The 18516-nt window shown below is 66.6% G+C and carries 17 protein-coding genes and 1 tRNA gene; 6 read left to right on the top strand and 12 right to left on the bottom strand.

The genetic code is table 11. From position 1 onward, the window contains the following. Nucleotides 1–18: 18 nt before the first annotated feature. The 7 genes from KF796_13235 to lptF form a co-directional block, all read right to left on the bottom strand. Nucleotides 19–177, bottom strand: coding sequence for a DUF3309 domain-containing protein (locus KF796_13235; GenBank protein ID MBX3587597.1), 159 nt, complete (start codon nucleotides 175–177; stop codon nucleotides 19–21). A 123-nt stretch (nucleotides 178–300) separates the two neighbouring features. After that, nucleotides 301–2508: an SLC26A/SulP transporter family protein gene (locus tag KF796_13230; protein ID MBX3587596.1), complete on the bottom strand. Its 2208-nt coding sequence runs from the start codon at nucleotides 2506–2508 to the stop codon at nucleotides 301–303. Nucleotide 2509: 1 nt separating this feature from the next. Beyond that, nucleotides 2510–3685, bottom strand: a complete 1176-nt coding sequence (locus tag KF796_13225; protein ID MBX3587595.1) for a pyridoxal phosphate-dependent aminotransferase — start codon at nucleotides 3683–3685, stop codon at nucleotides 2510–2512. 74 nt (nucleotides 3686–3759) lie between these two features. Continuing rightward, on the bottom strand, nucleotides 3760–4704 hold the full coding sequence (locus KF796_13220) for a CysB family HTH-type transcriptional regulator (GenBank protein ID MBX3587594.1): 945 nt from the start codon (nucleotides 4702–4704) through the stop codon (nucleotides 3760–3762). Nucleotides 4705–4759: 55 nt separating this feature from the next. Then, entirely contained in the window at nucleotides 4760–5116 is a 357-nt protein-coding gene (locus KF796_13215; protein MBX3587593.1) for a CbiX/SirB N-terminal domain-containing protein, read from the bottom strand. Nucleotides 5117–5118: 2 nt separating this feature from the next. Next, entirely contained in the window at nucleotides 5119–6225 is a 1107-nt protein-coding gene (lptG, locus tag KF796_13210) for an LPS export ABC transporter permease LptG (GenBank protein ID MBX3587592.1), read from the bottom strand. After that, entirely contained in the window at nucleotides 6222–7334 is a 1113-nt protein-coding gene (gene lptF, locus KF796_13205) for an LPS export ABC transporter permease LptF (GenBank protein MBX3587591.1), read from the bottom strand. Before lptF ends, lptG begins: the two co-directional genes overlap by 4 nt. Nucleotides 7335–7376: 42 nt before the next feature. On the opposite strand from lptF, the gene KF796_13200 reads away from it, so the two are divergent. The 4 genes from KF796_13200 to KF796_13185 all read left to right on the top strand — a co-directional run bounded on the left by KF796_13200 (nucleotide 7377) and on the right by KF796_13185 (nucleotide 10925). After that, a complete protein-coding gene (locus tag KF796_13200) occupies nucleotides 7377–8870 on the top strand; it encodes a leucyl aminopeptidase (protein MBX3587590.1) in 1494 nt (497 codons plus the stop codon). Then, nucleotides 8867–9301: a DNA polymerase III subunit chi gene (locus tag KF796_13195; protein MBX3587589.1), complete on the top strand. Its 435-nt coding sequence runs from the start codon at nucleotides 8867–8869 to the stop codon at nucleotides 9299–9301. Before KF796_13200 ends, KF796_13195 begins: the two co-directional genes overlap by 4 nt. Beyond that, the gene (locus KF796_13190; protein MBX3587588.1) at nucleotides 9301–9606 is read left to right on the top strand and encodes a hypothetical protein; all 306 of its coding nucleotides are present in this window, start codon (nucleotides 9301–9303) and stop codon (nucleotides 9604–9606) included. The genes KF796_13195 and KF796_13190 overlap by 1 nt, the downstream gene beginning before the upstream one ends. A 188-nt stretch (nucleotides 9607–9794) precedes the next feature. Continuing rightward, nucleotides 9795–10925: a branched-chain amino acid ABC transporter substrate-binding protein gene (locus KF796_13185; protein MBX3587587.1), complete on the top strand. Its 1131-nt coding sequence runs from the start codon at nucleotides 9795–9797 to the stop codon at nucleotides 10923–10925. Between the two features lie 52 nt (nucleotides 10926–10977). On the opposite strand, the gene KF796_13180 is transcribed toward KF796_13185, so the two are convergent. From KF796_13180 to KF796_13170, 3 genes are all read right to left on the bottom strand, one after another. After that, a tRNA-Ser gene (locus KF796_13180) sits at nucleotides 10978–11068 on the bottom strand. A gap of 43 nt (nucleotides 11069–11111) precedes the next feature. Continuing rightward, nucleotides 11112–12029, bottom strand: a complete 918-nt coding sequence (locus KF796_13175) for a paraslipin (protein MBX3587586.1) — start codon at nucleotides 12027–12029, stop codon at nucleotides 11112–11114. A 21-nt stretch (nucleotides 12030–12050) separates the two neighbouring features. Continuing rightward, nucleotides 12051–12476 (bottom strand): NfeD family protein, encoded by a 426-nt coding sequence (locus tag KF796_13170; GenBank protein ID MBX3587585.1) that lies wholly within the window; start codon nucleotides 12474–12476, stop codon nucleotides 12051–12053. A gap of 131 nt (nucleotides 12477–12607) precedes the next feature. Between KF796_13170 and KF796_13165 the strand changes: the two genes are divergently transcribed. Beyond that, a complete protein-coding gene (locus tag KF796_13165; protein ID MBX3587584.1) occupies nucleotides 12608–14875 on the top strand; it encodes an arginine/lysine/ornithine decarboxylase in 2268 nt (755 codons plus the stop codon). A 15-nt stretch (nucleotides 14876–14890) separates the two neighbouring features. Here KF796_13165 and KF796_13160 read toward each other — a convergent pair whose 3' ends face one another. Beyond that, a complete protein-coding gene (locus KF796_13160; protein ID MBX3587583.1) occupies nucleotides 14891–15781 on the bottom strand; it encodes a DNA ligase in 891 nt (296 codons plus the stop codon). A gap of 96 nt (nucleotides 15782–15877) precedes the next feature. Further along, nucleotides 15878–16672 (bottom strand): enoyl-ACP reductase FabI, encoded by a 795-nt coding sequence (gene fabI, locus KF796_13155; GenBank protein MBX3587582.1) that lies wholly within the window; start codon nucleotides 16670–16672, stop codon nucleotides 15878–15880. 37 nt (nucleotides 16673–16709) lie between these two features. On the opposite strand from fabI, the gene KF796_13150 reads away from it, so the two are divergent. Then, complete coding sequence (locus KF796_13150) at nucleotides 16710–18506, top strand: ABC transporter substrate-binding protein (protein ID MBX3587581.1); 1797 nt, start codon at nucleotides 16710–16712, stop codon at nucleotides 18504–18506. Nucleotides 18507–18516 lie beyond the last annotated feature (10 nt).

Here is an 18516-nt window from a genome sequence, read left to right as displayed (position 1 = left end):
GCCGGTGGATGCACGGGGCTAGATGCGTCCCATCAGCACCAGCACCACCACGATCAACACCACCAGGCCCAGGCCACCGCTGGGCCCATAGCCCCAGCTGCGGCTGTAGCCCCAGCTCGGCAGGGCGCCGATGAGGATCAGGATCAGCACGATCAGCAGAATGAATGACAGGGACATGGGTTCTCTCCTTGGAGTGTTGTGATGGACTCCATGGTTCCATGTCCCCTGCCCGCGCCGCGGCGGACGCCAGCGCGAGTTGGGGTGGGGGATGTCCTACGCCCTGGCGGCAGGGCCGCGGGTTCAGGTGCCGCGCTGCAGCGCGGCGATGGTGCCGTTGGCGGTGCGCACGCGTTCGGCCAGGGTGCGCATCACCAGCGAATGCAGCTGCATGGCGGTGTCGGGCGCCGCCACCTGCAGCCGTTCCAGCGAGGCGCTGGTCAGGGCCCAGGCCACGGTGTCGCGCTCGGCCGTGACCGTGGCGGAGCGGTTGGCGCTGGAGTACAGCGCCATCTCGCCCACGATGTTGCCGCCCATGAGGCTGGCCAGCCGCTGGCCGTTGTTCTGGCCGGCCAGCGTGATGGCGACGCGGCCGGTCTCGATCAGGTACAGCGTCGAGTTGGTCGGCTGGCCCTGGTTGAGCAGCGCCTGGCCGGGCGCCAGCGCCACGCGCTCCAGCAGCGGCAGCACGCGCGCGCAGTGCGTGTCGTCGCCCAGCTCGCGCAGCAGCCAGGCGGCCAGCGGCTCGGGGCTGGCGGCGGGGTCGTGGCCCAGCGCGGACAGCAGCGACTCCTCGGCCGCGTCCAGCGCATGGTCCAGGGTGGCGTGGACCTGCGCGGCCTGCAGCACGCCGGCGCTGGCCATGGCGTCGCGGGTCTGCGCGTTCATGCCGCACAGGTGCAGCCGCACGCCGCCGGCCGCGGCCAGCTGGGCAATCTTGACGAAGGTCATGGCGGCTGATGAATCGGCGCCCGCGACATGGGTGAAATCCAGCACCAGGGTGCGCGCGCCCGGCGCCGGAGCGATGAAGGCGCGCAGGCGCTCCAGCACGGTGATCGACGTGCCAAAAAACACCATGCCGCGCAGCACCAGTACGCGGATGTTCTGGCCGTGGCGCGCCAGCTGCTGGCGGTGGATGGCCGGGCGCACCACCGAGCTGTGCAGGCTGGTGCCGTCCAGGTCATGCTGGACCACGCCGATGCGGCTGTAGTTGAGCGCAAAGCTCAGGCAACTGGCCAGGATGCCGGCGAACACGGCCACGGTGAAACCCACGGTCGCGGTGATGGCCAGGATCACCAGGATCAGCGTGCGGTCGGCCAGGTTCAGGCGCTGGCGCGCCTGGATCAGCCACTCCGAGAGAATCGACAGGCCCAGGTACAGCAGGAAGGCGCCCAGCACCACGCGGGGCACCCAGCCCAGCAGCAGGGCCGCGCCGGCAGCGGCCACGGCGCAGACCCCGGCCGCCACCATGCCGGCGCCGCGCCGCGTGGCGCCGGTTTCCAGCAGCACGGCGCTGCGGCTGACCGACACCAGACTCAGGTAGCCTCCGGTCAGGATGGTCAGCAGGTTGAGCCAGCCGTGGGTGCGCAGCTCGTGGTCCAGCGAGATGTCACGCCGCGACATGACCTCCAGCCCCGTGGCGCCCAGCAGCACCGTGATGACCGCCACCGCCGCGACGGCCAGCATGTTGAGCCATTGGCCGGCCAGCCAGTACCAGTCAAAAGGGCCCTCGCCCAGCCAGTGCCAGGGCGGGCTCCAGGCCACGCGGCTGCCGGCGTCGAACAGCCAGCCTGCGCTGCGCGCGGCCTCGTGCGACATCCCCGCCACCGCCAGCCCGCCCATGACCAGCAGGCCACTGGCCAGCAGCACCAGGGGCAGCACGCCCGGGTGCTGCCCGCGCCGGAACACCACGAGGAACACCGCAGCCAGCGCCAGCGTGACCAGCAGGCGCGGCTCGCCCAGGTGCTGCACCAGGTGTGGCAGCGCATCCATGCCCAGCGGCATGTCGGTTACCACGCGCAGCGCGCCGGTGGCGATCAGCCAGCCGGTTGAGGCCAGGAAGCCGCCCACCACCGGGTACGGCACATAGCGCACCCAGGCGCCGAGTCGCCCGAACCCCAGCACCAGGAACAGCAGCGCGCACAGCAGCGTGGTGCTGGCCAGCAGCAGCAGCACATGTTCAAGCCGGCCCGCGCCCGCAAGGCTGGCACCGCCCACGCTCGCGGCCATGGCCGCCAGGATGGAGGTGGTGTTGCCGTCCGGGCCGCCCACGGCAAAGGGCAGCTCGCTGCGCCAGGCCAGCCAGAACGCACCCAGGGTGGCGCTGAGCAGGCACAGGCCGATGCCCACGGGCAGCAGGTCCTTGAGGGGGCCGGGAAACAGCAGCGCGGCATAGGACACCGCATACACCACCGCCACCGCGCCGGCGATCAGGCCGCCGCTGGCCTCGCGCAGCCAGGACGCCGGCGGGCTGGCGGGCGGGCTGCCCGGGGGCTGCGCAGGCGGCTGCACGTCAGAGCCGTGTGAGGCGGTCGAGCGCTGTTTTCAGCGTCTCATCCTTCTTGGCGAAGCAAAAGCGCACCACGCGCTGATCGAAGCCGTTGCCGTAAAAAGCCGACAGCGGGATGGCCGCGACCCCGATCTCGGCGGTGAGCCACTGGCAGAAGTCCGCTTCGGGCAGGCTGCGTTCCGGCACCGCCAGGCCCGAGATGTCCACGCACTGGAAGTAGGTTCCCTCGCTGGGCAGCAACCGGAACTTGGTGGCCTTGAGCCCTTCGCGGAACAGGTCGCGCTTGCGCTGGTAGAACGCGGGCAGTTCCAGGTGCGGGGTGGGGTCGGCCATGTAGCTGGCCAGGCCGTGCTGCACCGGGGTGTTGACGGTGAACACGTTGAATTGGTGCACCTTGCGGAACTCGGCCGTGAGCGCGGCCGGAGCGGCCACGTAGCCCACCTTCCAGCCGGTCACATGGTAGGTCTTGCCAAAGCTCGACACGATGAAGGCGCGCGACGCCAGACCCGGAAAACGCGCGGCACTCTGGTGGGGCTGGCCGTCAAACGCCATGTGCTCATAGACCTCGTCGCTGATCAGCAGGACCTCGGTGGGGGCCAGCAGTTCCTGCAGCCTGAGCATGTCGTCGCGGCTCCAGACCGTGGCGCTGGGGTTGTGCGGGCTGTTGACAAGGATCGCGCGGGTTTTGGGGCCGAGGGCGGCCGAGATCTTGTCGAAGTCGGGGCGGAAGGTGCCGGGCGTGAGCGGCACGCGCACCACGGTGCCGCCGGCCAGCTCGATGTTAGGCACGTAGCTGTCGTAGCAGGGCTCCAGCACGATCACCTCGTCGCCGGGCCGCACCACCGCGAGGATGGCGGTGATGATGGCCTGTGTGGCCCCGGCCGTGATGGTGATTTCGGTGCCGGCGTCATAGCGCCGGCCATACAGCGCCGCGATCTTGCCGGCCACGGCTTCGCGCAAGGCGGGCACGCCGGTCATGGGCGGGTACTGGTTCAGGCCTTTCACCATGGCGTCGGACACGGCGCCCACCAGCCTGGGGTCGCAGTCAAAGTCCGGAAAGCCCTGGCCCAGGTTGACCGCGCCTTTTTCAGCGGCCAGCGCCGACATCACGGTGAAGATGGTCGTGCCCACGGCGGGCAGCTTGGTTTGCAGGACGGGCGTGCGTTCGAGGGTCGTCATAAGAGTGAAGGTCAGCGAGTCTCAAAGGTCAGGGCCACCGCGGAACCGGCTTCGCCGGGGGCCGCTTCGGGGGGTCACAATTCATAGTCGTTGACGTGGCCGGTCATGGCCTTGGCAATCAGGTTGCGGTCGAGCCGGTCGCTCAGCAACTCGGCAAACTTGAACACGAAGTTGCGCAGGTAGGCGCTGCGCTTGAAGGCCACGCGCGCCACATTCTGGCCGAACAGCGCACCCAGTGGCCGCACCACGAGGTCGCCGTTGCTGCCGTCGTCGCGCACGGCCATCTCGGCCACGATGCCAATGCCCAGGCCCAGGCGCACATAGGTCTTGATCACGTCCGAATCGATGGCCTCCAGCGCCATGCGCGGCTCAAGCTTCTTCTGGGCAAAGGCCGCGTCAATGCGGGTGCGGCCGGTGAACGAGGGGTGGTAGGTGATCAGCGGCTCGCTGGCGATGTCCTCGAGCGTGATGCGCTCCTTTTTGGCCAGTGCATGGCTGGCCGGCAGCACCAGCACGTGCTGCCATTCGTAGCAGGGCAGGGTGACGAGGTCCGGGTAGGCCGCGAGCGACTCGGTGGCGATGCCGATCTCGGCCACCTCATCCAGCACCATGCGCGCGACCTGGTCGGGCGCGCCCTGGTGCAGGCTGACATTGACCTTGGGGTAGGCCTCGCGCAGCCGGGCCACGGGCACGGGCAGCACATAGCGGGCCTGGGTATGGGTGGTGGCGATGGAGAGGGTGCCGCTGTCCTCGGCGCTGAACTGTTCGCCGATGCGCCGCAGGTTGCCCACCTCGCGCATGATGAGCTCGATGCTCTTGAGCACATGCTGGCCCGGCTCGGTGATGCGCTTGAGGCGCTTGCCATGGCGCGCGAAGATTTCGATGCCCAGTTCTTCCTCGAGTTCGATGATGGCCTTGGACACCCCGGGTTGGGAGGTGTGCAGGGCCTTGGCCGCCTCGGTCAGATTCAGGTTGCGTCGGGCCGCTTCCTGGACAAAACGGAACTGATGCAGATTCATATTGAATTTCTACTAAAACCGAAATTCATTATGCCGCAATCGTTCTATCGAATCGTCATTCCGCAGCGATCTGCGCGATCAGGTCGAGCAGGCGGGCGTCTTCCCCGACCGGTTGCTGCAAGCTGAAGTCCACAGCGGGGTGGGCTTGGCGCAACTGTTCCACGAGCACAGGCAGGTCCTCACGCGCATGCTTGCCCGTTCCCAGGAAAACAGGGGTGATGCGAACCGACCGCGCGCCAGCCGCGATCAGATCCGCCGCGGCGGTGGGCAGGTCCGGGGTGGTGAGTTCCAGGTAGGCACAGCGCACCGGCGAGCCGGGCGCCCGGTCGCGCAGGCGCTGGGCGACGGCCTCCACGGGCTTGCGCCACTGCGGGTCGCGCGAGCCATGGGCAAAAAGGATGAAGCCGCGCACCGCTAACGCCTCAGCACCAGCCAGCCGAAGGCGCCCAGCGAAAACACCGAATAGATCAGGCCTGGCGCAGCCGCCGTGAGCCAGGGCCACCAGTTCTGCAGGTTGCCGATGTAGCCAAACACGTTGTTGAGCAGGAAGAAGCTGATGCCGATCAGCACCCCGCCGAACACGTAGGTGGTGATGCTGCCGCTGCGAAAGTGCAGGTAGGCAAAGGGCAGGGCCAGCACCACCATGACCAGACAGCTCAGCGGGTAGAACACCTTGCGCCAGAACTCGATCTCATAGCGCTGGGAGGTCTGGCCGTTGGCGTCCAGGTGCTGGATGTACTGGAACAGGTCCAGCGTGCTCATGCGGTCGGGCTTGAGCAGGGCGACCGACACCATTTCGGGGCTGATTTCCGTGGGCCAGCGGTAGCTGTCGATCTTGCGCCGCTCGACCTTGGCGGACTCGCCGCTGCGGCTGATGAATTCGCTGCGCTGGGCCTCGCTGAGCACCCAGGCGCCGTCGTCGGCGAAGCGGGCCCTGGGTGCCTGGGTCTGCGAGACCAGCGCGCCGCGGGCGTCGAACTCGAAAATCCGCACGCCCAGCATGTCGCCTTCGGGCGACAACGCGCCCACGTTGACGGTGTAGGCGTTGTAGAGCTGGCGCTCCTTGATCCACGCGCCGGTCTGGCCCACGGTAATGCGGCCCTGGTAGCGGGTCTTGAGAAGCTGCGCGGTGCGGTCGGCCACGGGCGCGAGGTAGTCGCCGGCCGCGAAGGTCAGGATCACGAAGATCAGTCCCAGCGACATCAGCATGCGCAGGGCCCGCCACGGGCCCAGGCCGCTGGTGCGCAGGATGGTGTATTCCGAGCTTTGCGCGAGGCGCGCCATCACGAAGATGGTGCCAATGAGCACCGCAATGGGCAGCAGCTCATAGAGGTGGCTGGGAATCATCAGGGCCACGTAGGCCAGGGCATGGGTGAGCTGGTAGCCTTCGGCGCCGTTGCGCCCGACCGCGGGCAGTTCGTCCACAAAATCAAAGAAGAAAAACAGCGACAGGAATCCCAGGGTCACAAAGACCACGGCCGCCAGGACCTCGCTGTAGACCAGCCGGCGCAGGGTTTTCATGCGTCCCCCTGCGGCGGCCGGTGCCGCCTCTGGCGCAGCACGGCCAGCAGCGACCAGTTGTTGTGCTGCCGGGCCAGCCACAGCAGCCCCAGCAGCAGGGCCCCGCCGTGCAGCGCCAGCTGGAAGCCCACGAAGCCCATGCGCCCCGAGCTGATCCAGCTCTGGCCCAGGTTGAGCAGGTTGTAGTAGACGATGAAGGCAAACAGCGCGAACACCAGGTTGCCGCTGCGGCCCGCGCGCGGGTTGACGCTGGAAACCGCCACGGCGATCACCACGAAGTTCAGCGCGGCCAGCGCGAGGCCCAGGCGCCAGGCCAGTTCCCCCTGGTGGACACGGGTTGGCTCCAGCAGCAGGGTGAGGGTGGAGCGCGCCTTGGCCGGGGCGTTGTCACCGGTGCCCAGTTCGCGGGCACCCACGCGGGTGCCATATTCCTCAAACTCGCTGACCTTGAGGGCGGTGCCGCCGCCACTGCTTTCAAGCCGCTGGCCGTGGCTGAGGATGAGGAACTGGCCGTCGCCCACGGTCTCCACCCGCCCGCTGCGCGCCGAGGTCACGGTTTCCTTGCCGTGCTCATTGGTGGAGATGAAGATGTTCTTGCCCGAGCGGTTGTCGGGCGTGTCCTTGTCCAGGAAGAACACCCGGCTGCCACTGGCTGACTCCTGGAACTGCCCCGGCGTCACGCGCTCCAGGTCGCCGCGCTGGCCATAGCGGTCTTTCATTTCCTGCGTCTGCTGGTTGGACCAGGGCCAGATCACCAGCGCCAGCAAGGCGATCACCAGCAGCACCGGCCAGGCAAACCGGAACAGCGGCCCCAAAAATGCCGACAGGCCGCGGCCACTTGAAAACCAGATGACCATTTCGCTGTCGCGGTACATGCGCGACAGGGTGCCCACGATGGAGATGAACAGGCTCAGCGTCAGGATGGGCGGCAGGTAGCCCAGCACCGTGTAGCCCATCACCATCATCACTTCCGACGGGTTGACGCTGCCACGCGTGGCCTGGCTCAGGGTGCGGATCAGCGTCATCGTCATCACGATGGTGACCAACACCACGAGCGTCGCGCCGAAACTGCGGGCCAGCTCCTTGCGGAGGGAGGAATGGAATAACATTGGTCGGGAAATCTGCGCCGTTCGCAGCGAAAACACCGAATTATGGACTTTGAACTCAAGACCCTGGACCTGGCAGGCGCTGCGGCTGAAAAGTGCGATGCGCTGGTGGTGGTGGTCCCCGAATCCTTCAAGCCCGGCAAGGACGCGCTGTCCGGCCTGCTGGCCGGCGCGCTCAAGGCGGGCGACTTCGAGGCCAAGGCCGGCAAGCTGCTGCAGGCCTACAAGGCGGCAGGCATCACGGCCGCGCGCCTGGTGCTCGCAGGCGCCGGCGACGGAGCGGCCACCAGCGTGAGGTCAGCCGTGCTGGCGGGCATCCATGCCGTCAAGACCGCGCAGGTCAAGCGGGTGCTGGTCTGCCTGGCCGGCGACGCCAGCGCCGACGCCGTGCGCGCCTGCGTGCTGGCCGCGGCCGATGCCAGCTATGTCTACACCACGACCAAGCCCAAGGCCGATGGCCGCAAGATCCAGCGGCTCGTTGTGGGTGTGGCGGATGCGGGCAGGGCCCGCGGTGCATTTGTGCTGGCGCAGGCGGCCGTCAAGGGCATCGAGACCGCCAAGGAATGGGGCAATCGCCCGCCCAACCATGCCACTCCCACGCACCTGGGCCGGGCCGCCAAGGCGCTGGCCAAAGGCCCCATCAAATGCCAGGTGCTCGGGCCGGCCGAGGTGGCGCGCCTGGGCATGGGGGCCTTCATGGCGGTGGCCCAGGGCTCGCGCGAACCGCTGCGTTTCATTGTGCTGCGCTATGACGGCGCGGCCAAGGCCCAGGCGCCGGTGGTGCTGGTGGGCAAGGGCATCACCTTCGACACGGGTGGCATTTCGATCAAGCCCGCGGGCGAGATGGACGAGATGAAGTTCGACATGTGCGGCGCCGCGAGCGTGCTGGGCGTGTTCCGCGCGCTGGCGGAGCTCAAGCCCGCGGTCAATGTGGTGGGCCTGATCCCGAGTTGCGAGAACATGCCCGATGGCCTCGCGGTGAAGCCCGGCGATGTGGTCACGAGCATGAGCGGCCAGACCATTGAAATCCTCAACACCGATGCCGAAGGCCGGCTGATCCTCTGCGATGCCCTGACCTACGCCGAGCGCTTCAAGCCGGCCGCCGTGGTCGACATTGCCACGCTGACCGGCGCCTGCGTGATTGCGCTGGGCGGGGTACGCAGCGGCCTGTTTTCAACCGACGATGCGCTGGCCGGGGCATTGCAGTCGGCGGGCGATCAGGCGCAGGACCTGTGCTGGCGCATGCCGCTGGACGCCGAATACGCCGAAGGCCTCAAGACACATTTCGCCGATGTGGCCAATGTGGCGGGCCGCGCGGGAGGCGCCGTCACGGCGGCCAAATTCCTGCAACGCTTTGCGGCAGCCTACCCCTGGGCGCACCTTGACATTGCCGGCACGGCCTGGAAGAGTGGCGGCGCCAAGGGCGCCACGGGCCGGCCCGTGGGCCTGCTGCTGCAGTATTTGGCGGCGCAGGCGGCCAGCGGGGCCGCGGGCAAGCCAGCGGCGGGCGGGGCCAGCCGGCGCAAGCGGGCCTCATGACCGAGGTTGCCTTTCACTTCAACGCGCCGGACAAGCTGTCTTACGCGTGCCGCCTACTGCGTAAGGCCGTGGGCAGCGGGGCGCGGGTGGTGGTGACGGGCGCCGACCCGATGCTGCGCGAGCTCGATGTGGCGCTGTGGACCTTTGGCGCGCTGGAGTTCGTGCCGCATTGCCATGCCACGGCCGAGCCCGTGGTGCTCGCGGCGTCGCCCGTGGTGCTGGCCCCCTCGGTCCAGGCCACGCCGCACCAGCAGGTGCTGGTCAACCTGGGTGAGCCTGTGCCCGAAGGCTTCGAGCGGTTTGAACGCCTGATCGAGGTCGTGAGCCTGCACGATGACGACCGCCAGCGCGCCCGTGGCCGCTGGAAGCACTATGCCGATCGCGGCTATGCGATCACCCGCCACGATCTCGCCCTGAAGGAGCGTGCCTGATGGCCGGCAGCCCCCGCGTTCCGCCCCGTTATGTGCCGACGCTCACCGACGTGGTGCGGGCCACCTCGGCCGCCGCACCGGATGCGGTCGCGCCGCTGGACGGACTGCAGGAACAGATCATCCACCGCGTGATGCAGCGTGTGGATCTGTCACTCGAGCGACGTTTGCGCGAAGCCATCGCCACGCTGGTGCTGGAGCAGACCCGCCACCTCGGCCCGTTGTTGCGCGAGGAGATCGAGGCCATCGTCCGGCAGGCCGTTTCCGAAGCAGTGGCCCAGGAACTCGCGGGCCGCGGCGGCAGTTGAAGCGGCTGCCGGCCCGGGCGCGGCCACGGCGCTTTGGGTCATTAGCCAAACTGTCGGAAGGGTAATCCCCCTTATCACTTCAGACCTAGCGTGTTCCCTATGGTTCGGGTCCGGAAATTGCGATATGTTCGCGGCCGTTGAGTCAAAAATTTACTTCTCAACCCTTTTCTTAAATCTGGAGGCTTTTTATGCAAATGAAGTTGAAACTGTCTGTTGCTGCTGTCATCACCGCTGTCGCGGGAATGGCATCGGCGCAGGACATGGTTGTGAAGATCGGCCACGTGGCGCCCATCTCCGGCGCCCAGGCCCACTATGGCAAGGACAACGAAAACGGCGTCCGCATGGCCATTGAAGATCTGAACGCACAGGGCGTCATGATCGGTGGCAAGAAAGCCAAGTTTGAAATCGTCGCCGAAGACGACGCCGCTGACCCGAAACAGGGCACGGCCGCTGCCCAGAAACTGTGCGACGCCAAGGTCGCCGGCGTGGTGGGCCACCTGAACTCGGGCACCACGATTCCCGCCTCCAAGGTTTACAACGACTGCGGCATTCCCCACATCACGGGCGCTGCAACCAACCCCAACCTGACCAAGCCCGGCTACAACACCACGTACCGCATCATCGCCAACGACAACGCCCTGGGCGCTGGCCTGGCGTTCTACGCGGCTGACGCGCTGAAGCTCAAGAAGGTTGCCATCATCGACGACCGCACGGCCTACGGCCAGGGCGTTGCCGAAGTGTTCAAGAAGACCGCGCAGTCCAAGGGCATGCAGATCGTCGACGAGCAGTTCACGACCGACAAGGCCACCGACTTCATGGCCATCCTGACCGCCATCAAGGCCAAGGCCCCCGACGCCATCTTCTACGGCGGCATGGACCCCCAAGCCGGCCCGATGCTGCGCCAGATGGAACAGCTCGGCCTGTCCAAGGTCAAGTTCTTCGGCGGCGATGGCATTTGCACCTCTGAAATCGCCAAGCTGGCGGCCGGCGCCAAGACGCTGGAAAACGTGGTTTGCGCTGAAGGCGGCGCTTCGCTGGCCAAGATGCCCGGCGGCACGGCCTGGAAGGCCCGCTACGATGCCAAGTACCCTGGCCAGTTCCAGGTCTACAGCCCGTACACCTATGACGCCACCTTCGTGCTGGTTGACGCCATGAAGCGCGCCGGCTCCACCGACCCCAAGGTGTACATCCCCAAGCTGAAGGAAACCAACTTCAAGGGCGTGACCACCACGATCCAGTTCGAACCCAATGGCGAACTGAAGAACCCGGCCATCACGCTGTACGTCTACAAGGACGGCAAGAAGTCGGCCCTGAACTAAATCGTTCAGCCCCAAGAAAAAAGCCACCGCAAGGTGGCTTTTTTCATTTCTCTGGCGGAGCAGGCGGGATTCGAACCCGCGGAGGGCTATTAACCCTCACACGCTTTCCAGGCGTGCGACTTAAACCGCTCATCCACCGCTCCGAAGCCCACGATTGTAGCAGTGCGCGGGAGCGTTTTCCGCGGCTCAGGCGCCGGCCTTGCCGGTCTGGACCATTTTCATGGCGGAGCCGATCAGGGCCGACACCTCGGTCATGTTGCTGGGCACGATCAGCGTGGTGGTGGCGTCGGAGGCCACCTTGCCATAGGCGTCCACCGCGCGCTCGGCCACCTTCAGTTGCACGGCCTGCATGCCGCCGGGCATCTCGATGGCGGCGGCGATGCGCTCAATGGCCATGGCGGTGGCGTCGGCCACCGCGGTGATGGCGGCGGCCTCGCCCTGGGCGTTGTTGATGGCGGCCTGCTTCTCGCCTTCCGAACGCGCAATGAAGGCCTCGCGCTCGCCAGTGGCGATGTTGATCTGTTCCTGGCGGCGGCCCTCGGAGGCGGCAATCAGCGCGCGCTTGCCGCGCTCGGCCGTGATCTGGGCCTGCATGGCGTGCAGGATTTCGGTCGGCGGAGTCAGGTCCTTGATCTCGTAGCGCAGCACCTTCACGCCCCAGTTCAGGGCAGCTTCGTCAATGGCCTGCACCACCTGGGCGTTGATGATGTCGCGCTCCTCGAAGGTCTTGTCGAGTTCGAGCTTGCCGATCACGCTGCGCAGCGAGGTCTGCGCGAGTTGGGTCACGGCCATGATGTAGTTCGACGAGCCATAGCTTGCGCGCATCGGGTCGGTGACCTGGAAATACAGGATGCCGTCGACCTGCAGCTGCGTGTTGTCGCGCGTGATGCAGACCTGGCTGGGCACGTCGAGCGGAATTTCCTTGAGGCTGTGCTTGTAGGCCACCTTGTCGATGAAGGGCACCAGGAAGTTCAGCCCGGGGGCCAGCGAGGCGTGGTACTTGCCCAGCCGCTCCACCACCCAGGAGTTCTGCTGGGGCACGACCTTGATCGAGCGGGTGATGAAGATGGCGGCAATGACAAACAGGATGATCGCGATTTCCATGGAATTCCTCCTCTAGGGGTTTCAGATTTTTTCGACGACAAGACGGCTGCCCACCACTTCACGGACGCGGTGCGCGCCCGTTCCGGGCACGGTGCCGGGCACCGGGATCACCGTCCAGTTGGCGCCGCGGTACCTGACGCTGGCGGTGCCGTCAGGGTTCCAGGCCTCCACATGCAGGGACTCGCCCACGTCCAGATTGATGTCCCGGTTGGCTCCCGGGGCGGGCCCCGCGGCCTGCCGGTTCCGCAGAAGATGCCAGGCCACCACGGCGCCGCCACCGACCGCGGCGGCCACCAGCAGCTGGACGGTCAAGGTGAGGCCCAGATGGGCCGCCAGTGCCGCTGCGGCCAGACCGATGGCCAGCATCAGCAGGTAGAAAGTCCCGGTCAGCAGCTCGACCGCCACCGCAGCGCCCGTCAACAGCCACCAGATGGTTGATTCCGCCATGTGCACCTCTCGTTGTATTGATCGCACCACATTTTGGCCCCATTACAGGGCAGTTCCCAAAAGCCGACTTGTTTATTCCCTACACTTCGCGCCTGTTTTGATCTTTTTGGCCCGGCAATCAGGAGGCCCGCATGAAATTCCGCTTTCCCATCGTCATCATTGACGAGGACTACCGTTCCGAGAACACCTCGGGCCTGGGCATCCGCGCGCTCGCGCAAGCCATCGAGACCGAGGGCTTCGAGGTGCTGGGCGTGACCAGCTACGGCGACCTGTCGCAATTTGCCCAGCAGCAAAGCCGTGCCAGCGCCTTCATCCTGTCGATTGACGATGAGGAATTCACGCCCGGCCCCGACCTGGACCCGGTGGTGCTGAACCTGCGCAATTTCATCCAGGAAGTGCGGCGCAAGAACCCTGACGTGCCGATCTACGTGTACGGCGAGACCAAGACCTCGCGCCACATGCCCAACGACATCCTGCGCGAACTGCATGGCTTCATCCACATGTTCGAGGACACGCCGGAGTTCGTGGCGCGCCACATCATCCGCGAGGCCAAGAGCTACCTCGAGGGCGTGCAGCCGCCGTTCTTCAAGGCGCTGCTGGATTACGCCGAGGACGGCTCCTACTCCTGGCATTGCCCCGGCCACTCGGGCGGGGTGGCCTTCCTCAAAAGCCCGGTGGGCCAGATGTTCCACCAGTTCTTCGGCGAGAACATGCTGCGCGCCGACGTCTGCAACGCGGTGGAGGAACTGGGCCAGCTGCTGGACCACACCGGCCCCGTGGCCGAGAGCGAGAAGAATGCCGCGCGCATCTTCAACGCCGACCACTGCTTCTTCGTGACCAACGGCACCAGCACCTCCAACAAGATGGTCTGGCACCACACGGTGGCGCCGGGCGACGTGGTGGTGGTGGACCGCAACTGCCACAAGTCCATCCTGCACGCCATCATCATGACCGGGGCCATCCCGGTGTTCATGAAGCCGACGCGCAACCATTTCGGCATCATCGGCCCGATCCCCAGGAGCGAGTTCGAGCCCGAGGCCATCAAGGCCAAGATCCGGGCCAACCCGCTGCTCAAGGGCGTGGACGCCGACAAGGTCAAGCCGCGCGTGATGACGCTCACGCAGTCCACCTACGACGGCGTGATCTACAACACCGAGACCATCAAGTCCATGCTCGACGGCTATGTGGACACGCTGCATTTTGACGAGGCCTGGCTGCCGCACGCGGCCTTCCACCCGTTCTACGGCCCCTACCACGCCATGGGCAAGCGCCGGGCGCGGCCCAAGGAGGCGCTGACCTTTGCCACCCAGTCCACCCACAAGCTGCTGGCCGGCATCAGCCAGGCCAGCCATGTGCTGGTGCAGGACTCGCAGAACCGCAAGCTGGACCGCCACCTGTTCAACGAGGCCTACCTGATGCACACCAGCACCAGCCCGCAGTACGCGATCATCGCGAGCTGCGATGTGGCCGCCGCCATGATGGAGCCGCCCGGCGGCACCGCGCTGGTGGAAGAGAGCATCCTGGAGGCGCTGGATTTCCGCCGTGCCATGCGCAAGGTGGAGGAAGAGTTCGGCAAGGACGAATGGTGGTTCCGCGTCTGGGGCCCCGAGAAGCTGGTGGAAGAAGGCATAGGCCGCGCCGACGACTGGATCATCAAGGGCGAGGCGCGCACCGCCAAGTGGCATGGCTTCGGCAAGCTGGCCGATGGCTTCAACATGCTCGACCCGATCAAGTCCACCGTGGTGACGCCGGGCCTGGACCTGAATGGCAAGTTTGCGAAGACGGGCATTCCGGCCAGCATCGTCACCAAGTTCCTGGCCGAGCATGGCGTGATCGTCGAGAAGACGGGCCTGTACAGCTTCTTCATCATGTTCACCATCGGCATCACCAAGGGCCGCTGGAACACCTTGCTGACCGCGCTGCAGCAGTTCAAGGACGACTACGACCGCAACCAGGCCATGTGGCGCATCCTGCCCGAGTTCTGCAAGGCCCACCCCAAGTACGAGCGCATGGGCCTCAAGGACCTGTGCCAGCATGTGCACGAGCTGTATGCGCGCTACGACATCGCGCGCCTGACCACCGAGATGTACCTGAGCGACCTGACGCCGGCCATGACGCCCAGCGACGCCTATGCCTACATCGCGCACCGCAAGACCGAAAGGGTGGAGATCGACCAGCTAGAAGGCCGCATCACCGTGGGGCTGGTCACGCCCTACCCGCCGGGCATTCCGCTGCTGATCCCGGGCGAGGTGTTCAACAAGAAGATCGTGGACTACCTGAAGTTCTCTCGCGAGTTCAACGCCCAGTGCCCGGGCTTTGAAACCGACATCCACGGCCTGGTGGAGCAGGTCGGGCCGGACGGCGTGGTGCGCTACTACGCCGATTGCGTGAAGGGCTGAGCCCCCGGGGGCCGGTCAGGACCCCAGGTCGGCGCGCACCCGCGCAAAGCTGGCAAAGCGTGGCACGCCGCGATCGGTTTCGCCGCGGTGGTGGTAGCTGATCCAGCTGCCGACCGCCGGGGGCTCGCGCCGCTGGGCCTGCGAGAACCCGGTGCCGATCCTGAAGCGCACACCGTCCGGCGTTTCCACCAGCAAGGCCCCCAGCATGCCGGCCAGCTTGCCCTGGCCCGGCACATGGCCGAGCACGCGGGCATCGGCATCCTGGGTGGGCTTGTACTTGAGCAGGTCGGGGCTGCGCCCGGCGCGGTACAGCGCATCCCAGCGGTGCAGCATCAGGCCTTCGCCACCTTCGCGCACGGTGCGCCTCATCAGCCTGTCAAGGCTGTCGGCGTCGTGGACGGTGGAATGCGCCACGGCCGCCAGTCCGCCAGGCGCGCCGCCCGCGGGCAGCAGCTTCTGCAGGGCAGCGGCCCGCTCCCGGAAACTGCCCGCCTGCGTGGGCAGGTCAAACACCATGAAGGTCATCTCGCGCCAGGCCGCGGCGTCGGGTTCATGGCGGCGGGCCGTGGACACGGCCCGGGCAAAGCCGCCACGGCCGGCCCAAAGCTCTCCGTCCATGGCCTGCGCCGGCCAGCCCGTGGTGAACCCCGCCGGGGTGACGACGCGCTCGCCACCGCGCGTCCAGAGCTGCCGGCCGTCCCAGTAACCGCGCAGGCCATCGTATTTTTCACTCACGCCATAGTCGGCCACGGGCACGCCCGGTGCATACAGCCGGGCCAGCATCAGGGGCGGTGCGCCCGGTGCGGACAAGGCGGGCAGGGTGGGGCTGGCCAGGCCCGCGCCTACCAGCCAACCCAGCGCCGTGCGGCGCGAACAAGCGGCGGATCCGGTGTCCGATGTTGTCATGTCGGGTGCCTCCCTGGCTCCGTTTGCTATGCTTTCTGTAGCTGCTGGTGGCCGCCCAGCCTGGACTACAGGCCTTTTTCGTTCAAAACCGGGGGCTCAGGCCGCGCTCGGCTCGGCAATGCCGCCCACCACGTTGCTGAAGCCGCCATCCACATAGGTGATTTCGGCGCTCACGCCGGCAGCCAGGTCGCTGAGCAGGAACGCGGCCACATTGCCCACGTCGTCGATGGTCACGTTGCGGCGGATTGGCGAGGTTTCGGCCACCACGCTGAGGATCTTGCCGAAGCCCTTGATGCCGCTGGCCGCGAGCGTCTTGATCGGCCCCGCGCTGATGCCGTTCACGCGCATGCCGCGCGGTCCCAGCGACTCGGCCAGGTAGCGCACCGAGGCCTCGAGGCTGGCCTTGGCCAGGCCCATGGTGTTGTAGTTGGGCACGCTGCGGATGGCCCCCAGGTAGGTCAGCGTGAGCAGCGCCGATTTGTCATTGAGGTAGGGCAGGGCGGCCTTGGCCATGGCCGGAAAGCTGTAGGCACTGATGTCGTGCGCGATCCTGAAGGCCTCGCGGCTGATGCCATCGAGAAAATCGCCGGCGATCGCCTCGCGCGGGGCGAAGCCGATGGCATGGACGAAGCCATCAAATTTGGGCCAGGTGGCCGACAGGTCCTTGAACAGGGCGTCGATCTGCTCGTCACTGCCCACGTCGCAGTCAAAAATGAGTTTGGAGTCGAAGTCGGCCGCGAACTCGGTGATGCGGTCCTTGAAGCGCTCGCCCACGTAGCTGAAGGCGAGTTCAGCCCCCTGGGCATGGCAGGCCCTGGCCACGCCATAGGCGATGGAGCGGTTGGACAGCACACCCGTGATCAGCAATTTTTTTCCGGTCAGGAATCCCATAGGTCTCTCGCGTTTGAAAACTGTGCAGAATTGTCGCATGCGAAAAATGCTGGTTGGGTTGTTGCTGTGCGTGTCCATGCCCGTGTGGGCGGCGCACGGCTACGCCCTGTGGGGCGACCTCAAATACCCGCCGGGCTTTGACCATTTCGCCTATGTCAACCCGCAGGCCCCCAAAGGCGGTGAGATCCGCCTGGTGGGCAACTCGCGCGCCTCCACCTTCGACAAATACAACCCTTTCACCATCAAGGGCAGTGCGCCGACCTATCTCTCGGGCCTGCTGTTCGACTCCCTGCTGATTGGCTCGCTTGACGAAACCGGTTCGGGTTATGGCCTGCTGGCGCAGGATGTGGCGGTGGCCACCGATGGCCTGAGCGCCACGTTCAAGCTGCGGCCCGAGGCGCGCTTCCACAATGGCGACGCGGTGCTGGCCGCCGACGTCAAGCACAGCTTCGACACGCTGATGGGCAAGTACACCTCGCCCGCGTACAAGACCCTGCTGGCCGATGTGGCGGGGCTGGACGTGCTGGACGAACGCACCGTGCGCTTTCGCTTCAGCAAGCCCAACCGCGAACTGCCGCTGACGGTGGGCGGCATCCCGGTGTTCAGCCGCCAGTGGGGCATGGTGAACGGAAAGCCCAAGCCGTTTGACCAGGTGGTGACCGACATTCCGATCGGCAGCGGGCCCTACAGGATTGGCCCGGTGCGTTTTGGCAAGGACATCACCTATGTGCGCGACCCGAATTACTGGGCGCGCGACCTCAACGTGCGCCGGGGCACCAACAACTTTGACCGCATCACCGTCAAGATCTACCGCGACAACACCGCGCGGCTGGAGGCCCTGAAGGCCGGCGAGTTTGACCTGATGAGCTTTTACTCGGCCGGCGACTGGGCCCGGCGCGTGCGCGGCCGGCGCTTTGACACCGGTGAGCTGGTCAAGGGCGAGTTCAAGCACCAGCTGCCCTCGGGCTTCCAGAGCTACTTTCTCAACACGCGGCGGCCCATGCTGCAGGACGTGCGGGTGCGCGAGGCGCTGGGTCTGGCCATGGACTACGAGTGGATGAACCGCCAGCTGTTCTACAACTCCTACCAGCGCGTGCACGGCCTGTTCGGCAACACCGACTGCGCGGCCAGCGGCACGCCGTCGCCCGAGGAACTGGCCCTGCTCGAGCCCTGGCGCGGCAAGATTCCCGACGCGGTGTTCGGGCCCATGGCCGTGCCGCCGCGCACCGACGGTGACTCATCCCTGCGCGCCAACCTGCTCAAGGCGCGCGCCCTGCTGCGCGAGGCCGGCTGGACCGTGCGCGACGGGGCGCTGCGCAACGCCAAGGGCGAGGCCATGGTGATCGAGTACATGGACTCCAATGAGGGCGGGGTGCGCACGGTGGCGCAGTGGATCCGCGCGCTCGAAAAGCTGGGCATCACGCTCAAGTTCCGCTCGGTGGATTTCGCGCTGTACCAGCAGCGGCTGGACCAGTTTGACTTTGACATCGTCTCGCTCAACATCCCCGGCACCAACAATCCGGGCCAGGAGTTTGCGGACTACTTCGGCAGCAAGGCCGCCAAGACCGAGAGTTCGGCCAATTTCGCGGGCGTCAGCAACCCGGCCGTCGATGCGCTGATCAACAGGATGACCTCGGCCAAAAGCAAGGCCGAGCTGCTGCCGGCCTGCCGCGCGCTGGAGCGGGTGATCGTTCACGGCCACTATCTCATTCCCGCCTGGACCGCCGGCACCCACCGCATGGCCTACAACGCCTGGCGGCTGGCGCGGCCCGACCAGGTGCCGCCCTATGTGCAAGGCGAGGCCTGGGCCATTGACACCTGGTGGGCGAAATGACGACCCCCCC

This window comes from Ramlibacter sp., assembly GCA_019635435.1.
GTDB lineage: Bacteria > Pseudomonadota > Gammaproteobacteria > Burkholderiales > Burkholderiaceae_C > JAHBZM01.
The sequence above is the reverse complement of the archived record's forward strand: the minus strand, read 5'-3'. Positions and strand labels throughout refer to the sequence as shown.

Bases quoted from the DNA above. Each gene is read 5' to 3' on its own strand.
- KF796_13235 (MBX3587597.1), bottom strand. From the start codon at position 177: ATGTCCCTGTCATTCATTCTGCTGATCGTGCTGATCCTGATCCTCATC.
- KF796_13225 (MBX3587595.1), bottom strand. From the start codon at position 3,685: ATGACGACCCTCGAACGCACGCCCGTCCTGCAAACCAAGCTGCCCGCC.
- KF796_13220 (MBX3587594.1), bottom strand. From the start codon at position 4,704: ATGAATCTGCATCAGTTCCGTTTTGTCCAGGAAGCGGCCCGACGCAAC.
- lptG (MBX3587592.1), bottom strand. From the start codon at position 6,225: ATGAAAACCCTGCGCCGGCTGGTCTACAGCGAGGTCCTGGCGGCCGTG.
- lptF (MBX3587591.1), bottom strand. From the start codon at position 7,334: ATGTTATTCCATTCCTCCCTCCGCAAGGAGCTGGCCCGCAGTTTCGGC.
- KF796_13200 (MBX3587590.1), top strand. From the start codon at position 7,377: ATGGACTTTGAACTCAAGACCCTGGACCTGGCAGGCGCTGCGGCTGAA.
- KF796_13195 (MBX3587589.1), top strand. From the start codon at position 8,867: ATGACCGAGGTTGCCTTTCACTTCAACGCGCCGGACAAGCTGTCTTAC.
- KF796_13190 (MBX3587588.1), top strand. From the start codon at position 9,301: ATGGCCGGCAGCCCCCGCGTTCCGCCCCGTTATGTGCCGACGCTCACC.
- KF796_13185 (MBX3587587.1), top strand. From the start codon at position 9,795: ATGCAAATGAAGTTGAAACTGTCTGTTGCTGCTGTCATCACCGCTGTC.
- KF796_13175 (MBX3587586.1), bottom strand. From the start codon at position 12,029: ATGGAAATCGCGATCATCCTGTTTGTCATTGCCGCCATCTTCATCACC.
- KF796_13170 (MBX3587585.1), bottom strand. From the start codon at position 12,476: ATGGCGGAATCAACCATCTGGTGGCTGTTGACGGGCGCTGCGGTGGCG.
- KF796_13165 (MBX3587584.1), top strand. From the start codon at position 12,608: ATGAAATTCCGCTTTCCCATCGTCATCATTGACGAGGACTACCGTTCC.
- KF796_13160 (MBX3587583.1), bottom strand. From the start codon at position 15,781: ATGACAACATCGGACACCGGATCCGCCGCTTGTTCGCGCCGCACGGCG.
- fabI (MBX3587582.1), bottom strand. From the start codon at position 16,672: ATGGGATTCCTGACCGGAAAAAAATTGCTGATCACGGGTGTGCTGTCC.
- KF796_13150 (MBX3587581.1), top strand. From the start codon at position 16,710: ATGCGAAAAATGCTGGTTGGGTTGTTGCTGTGCGTGTCCATGCCCGTG.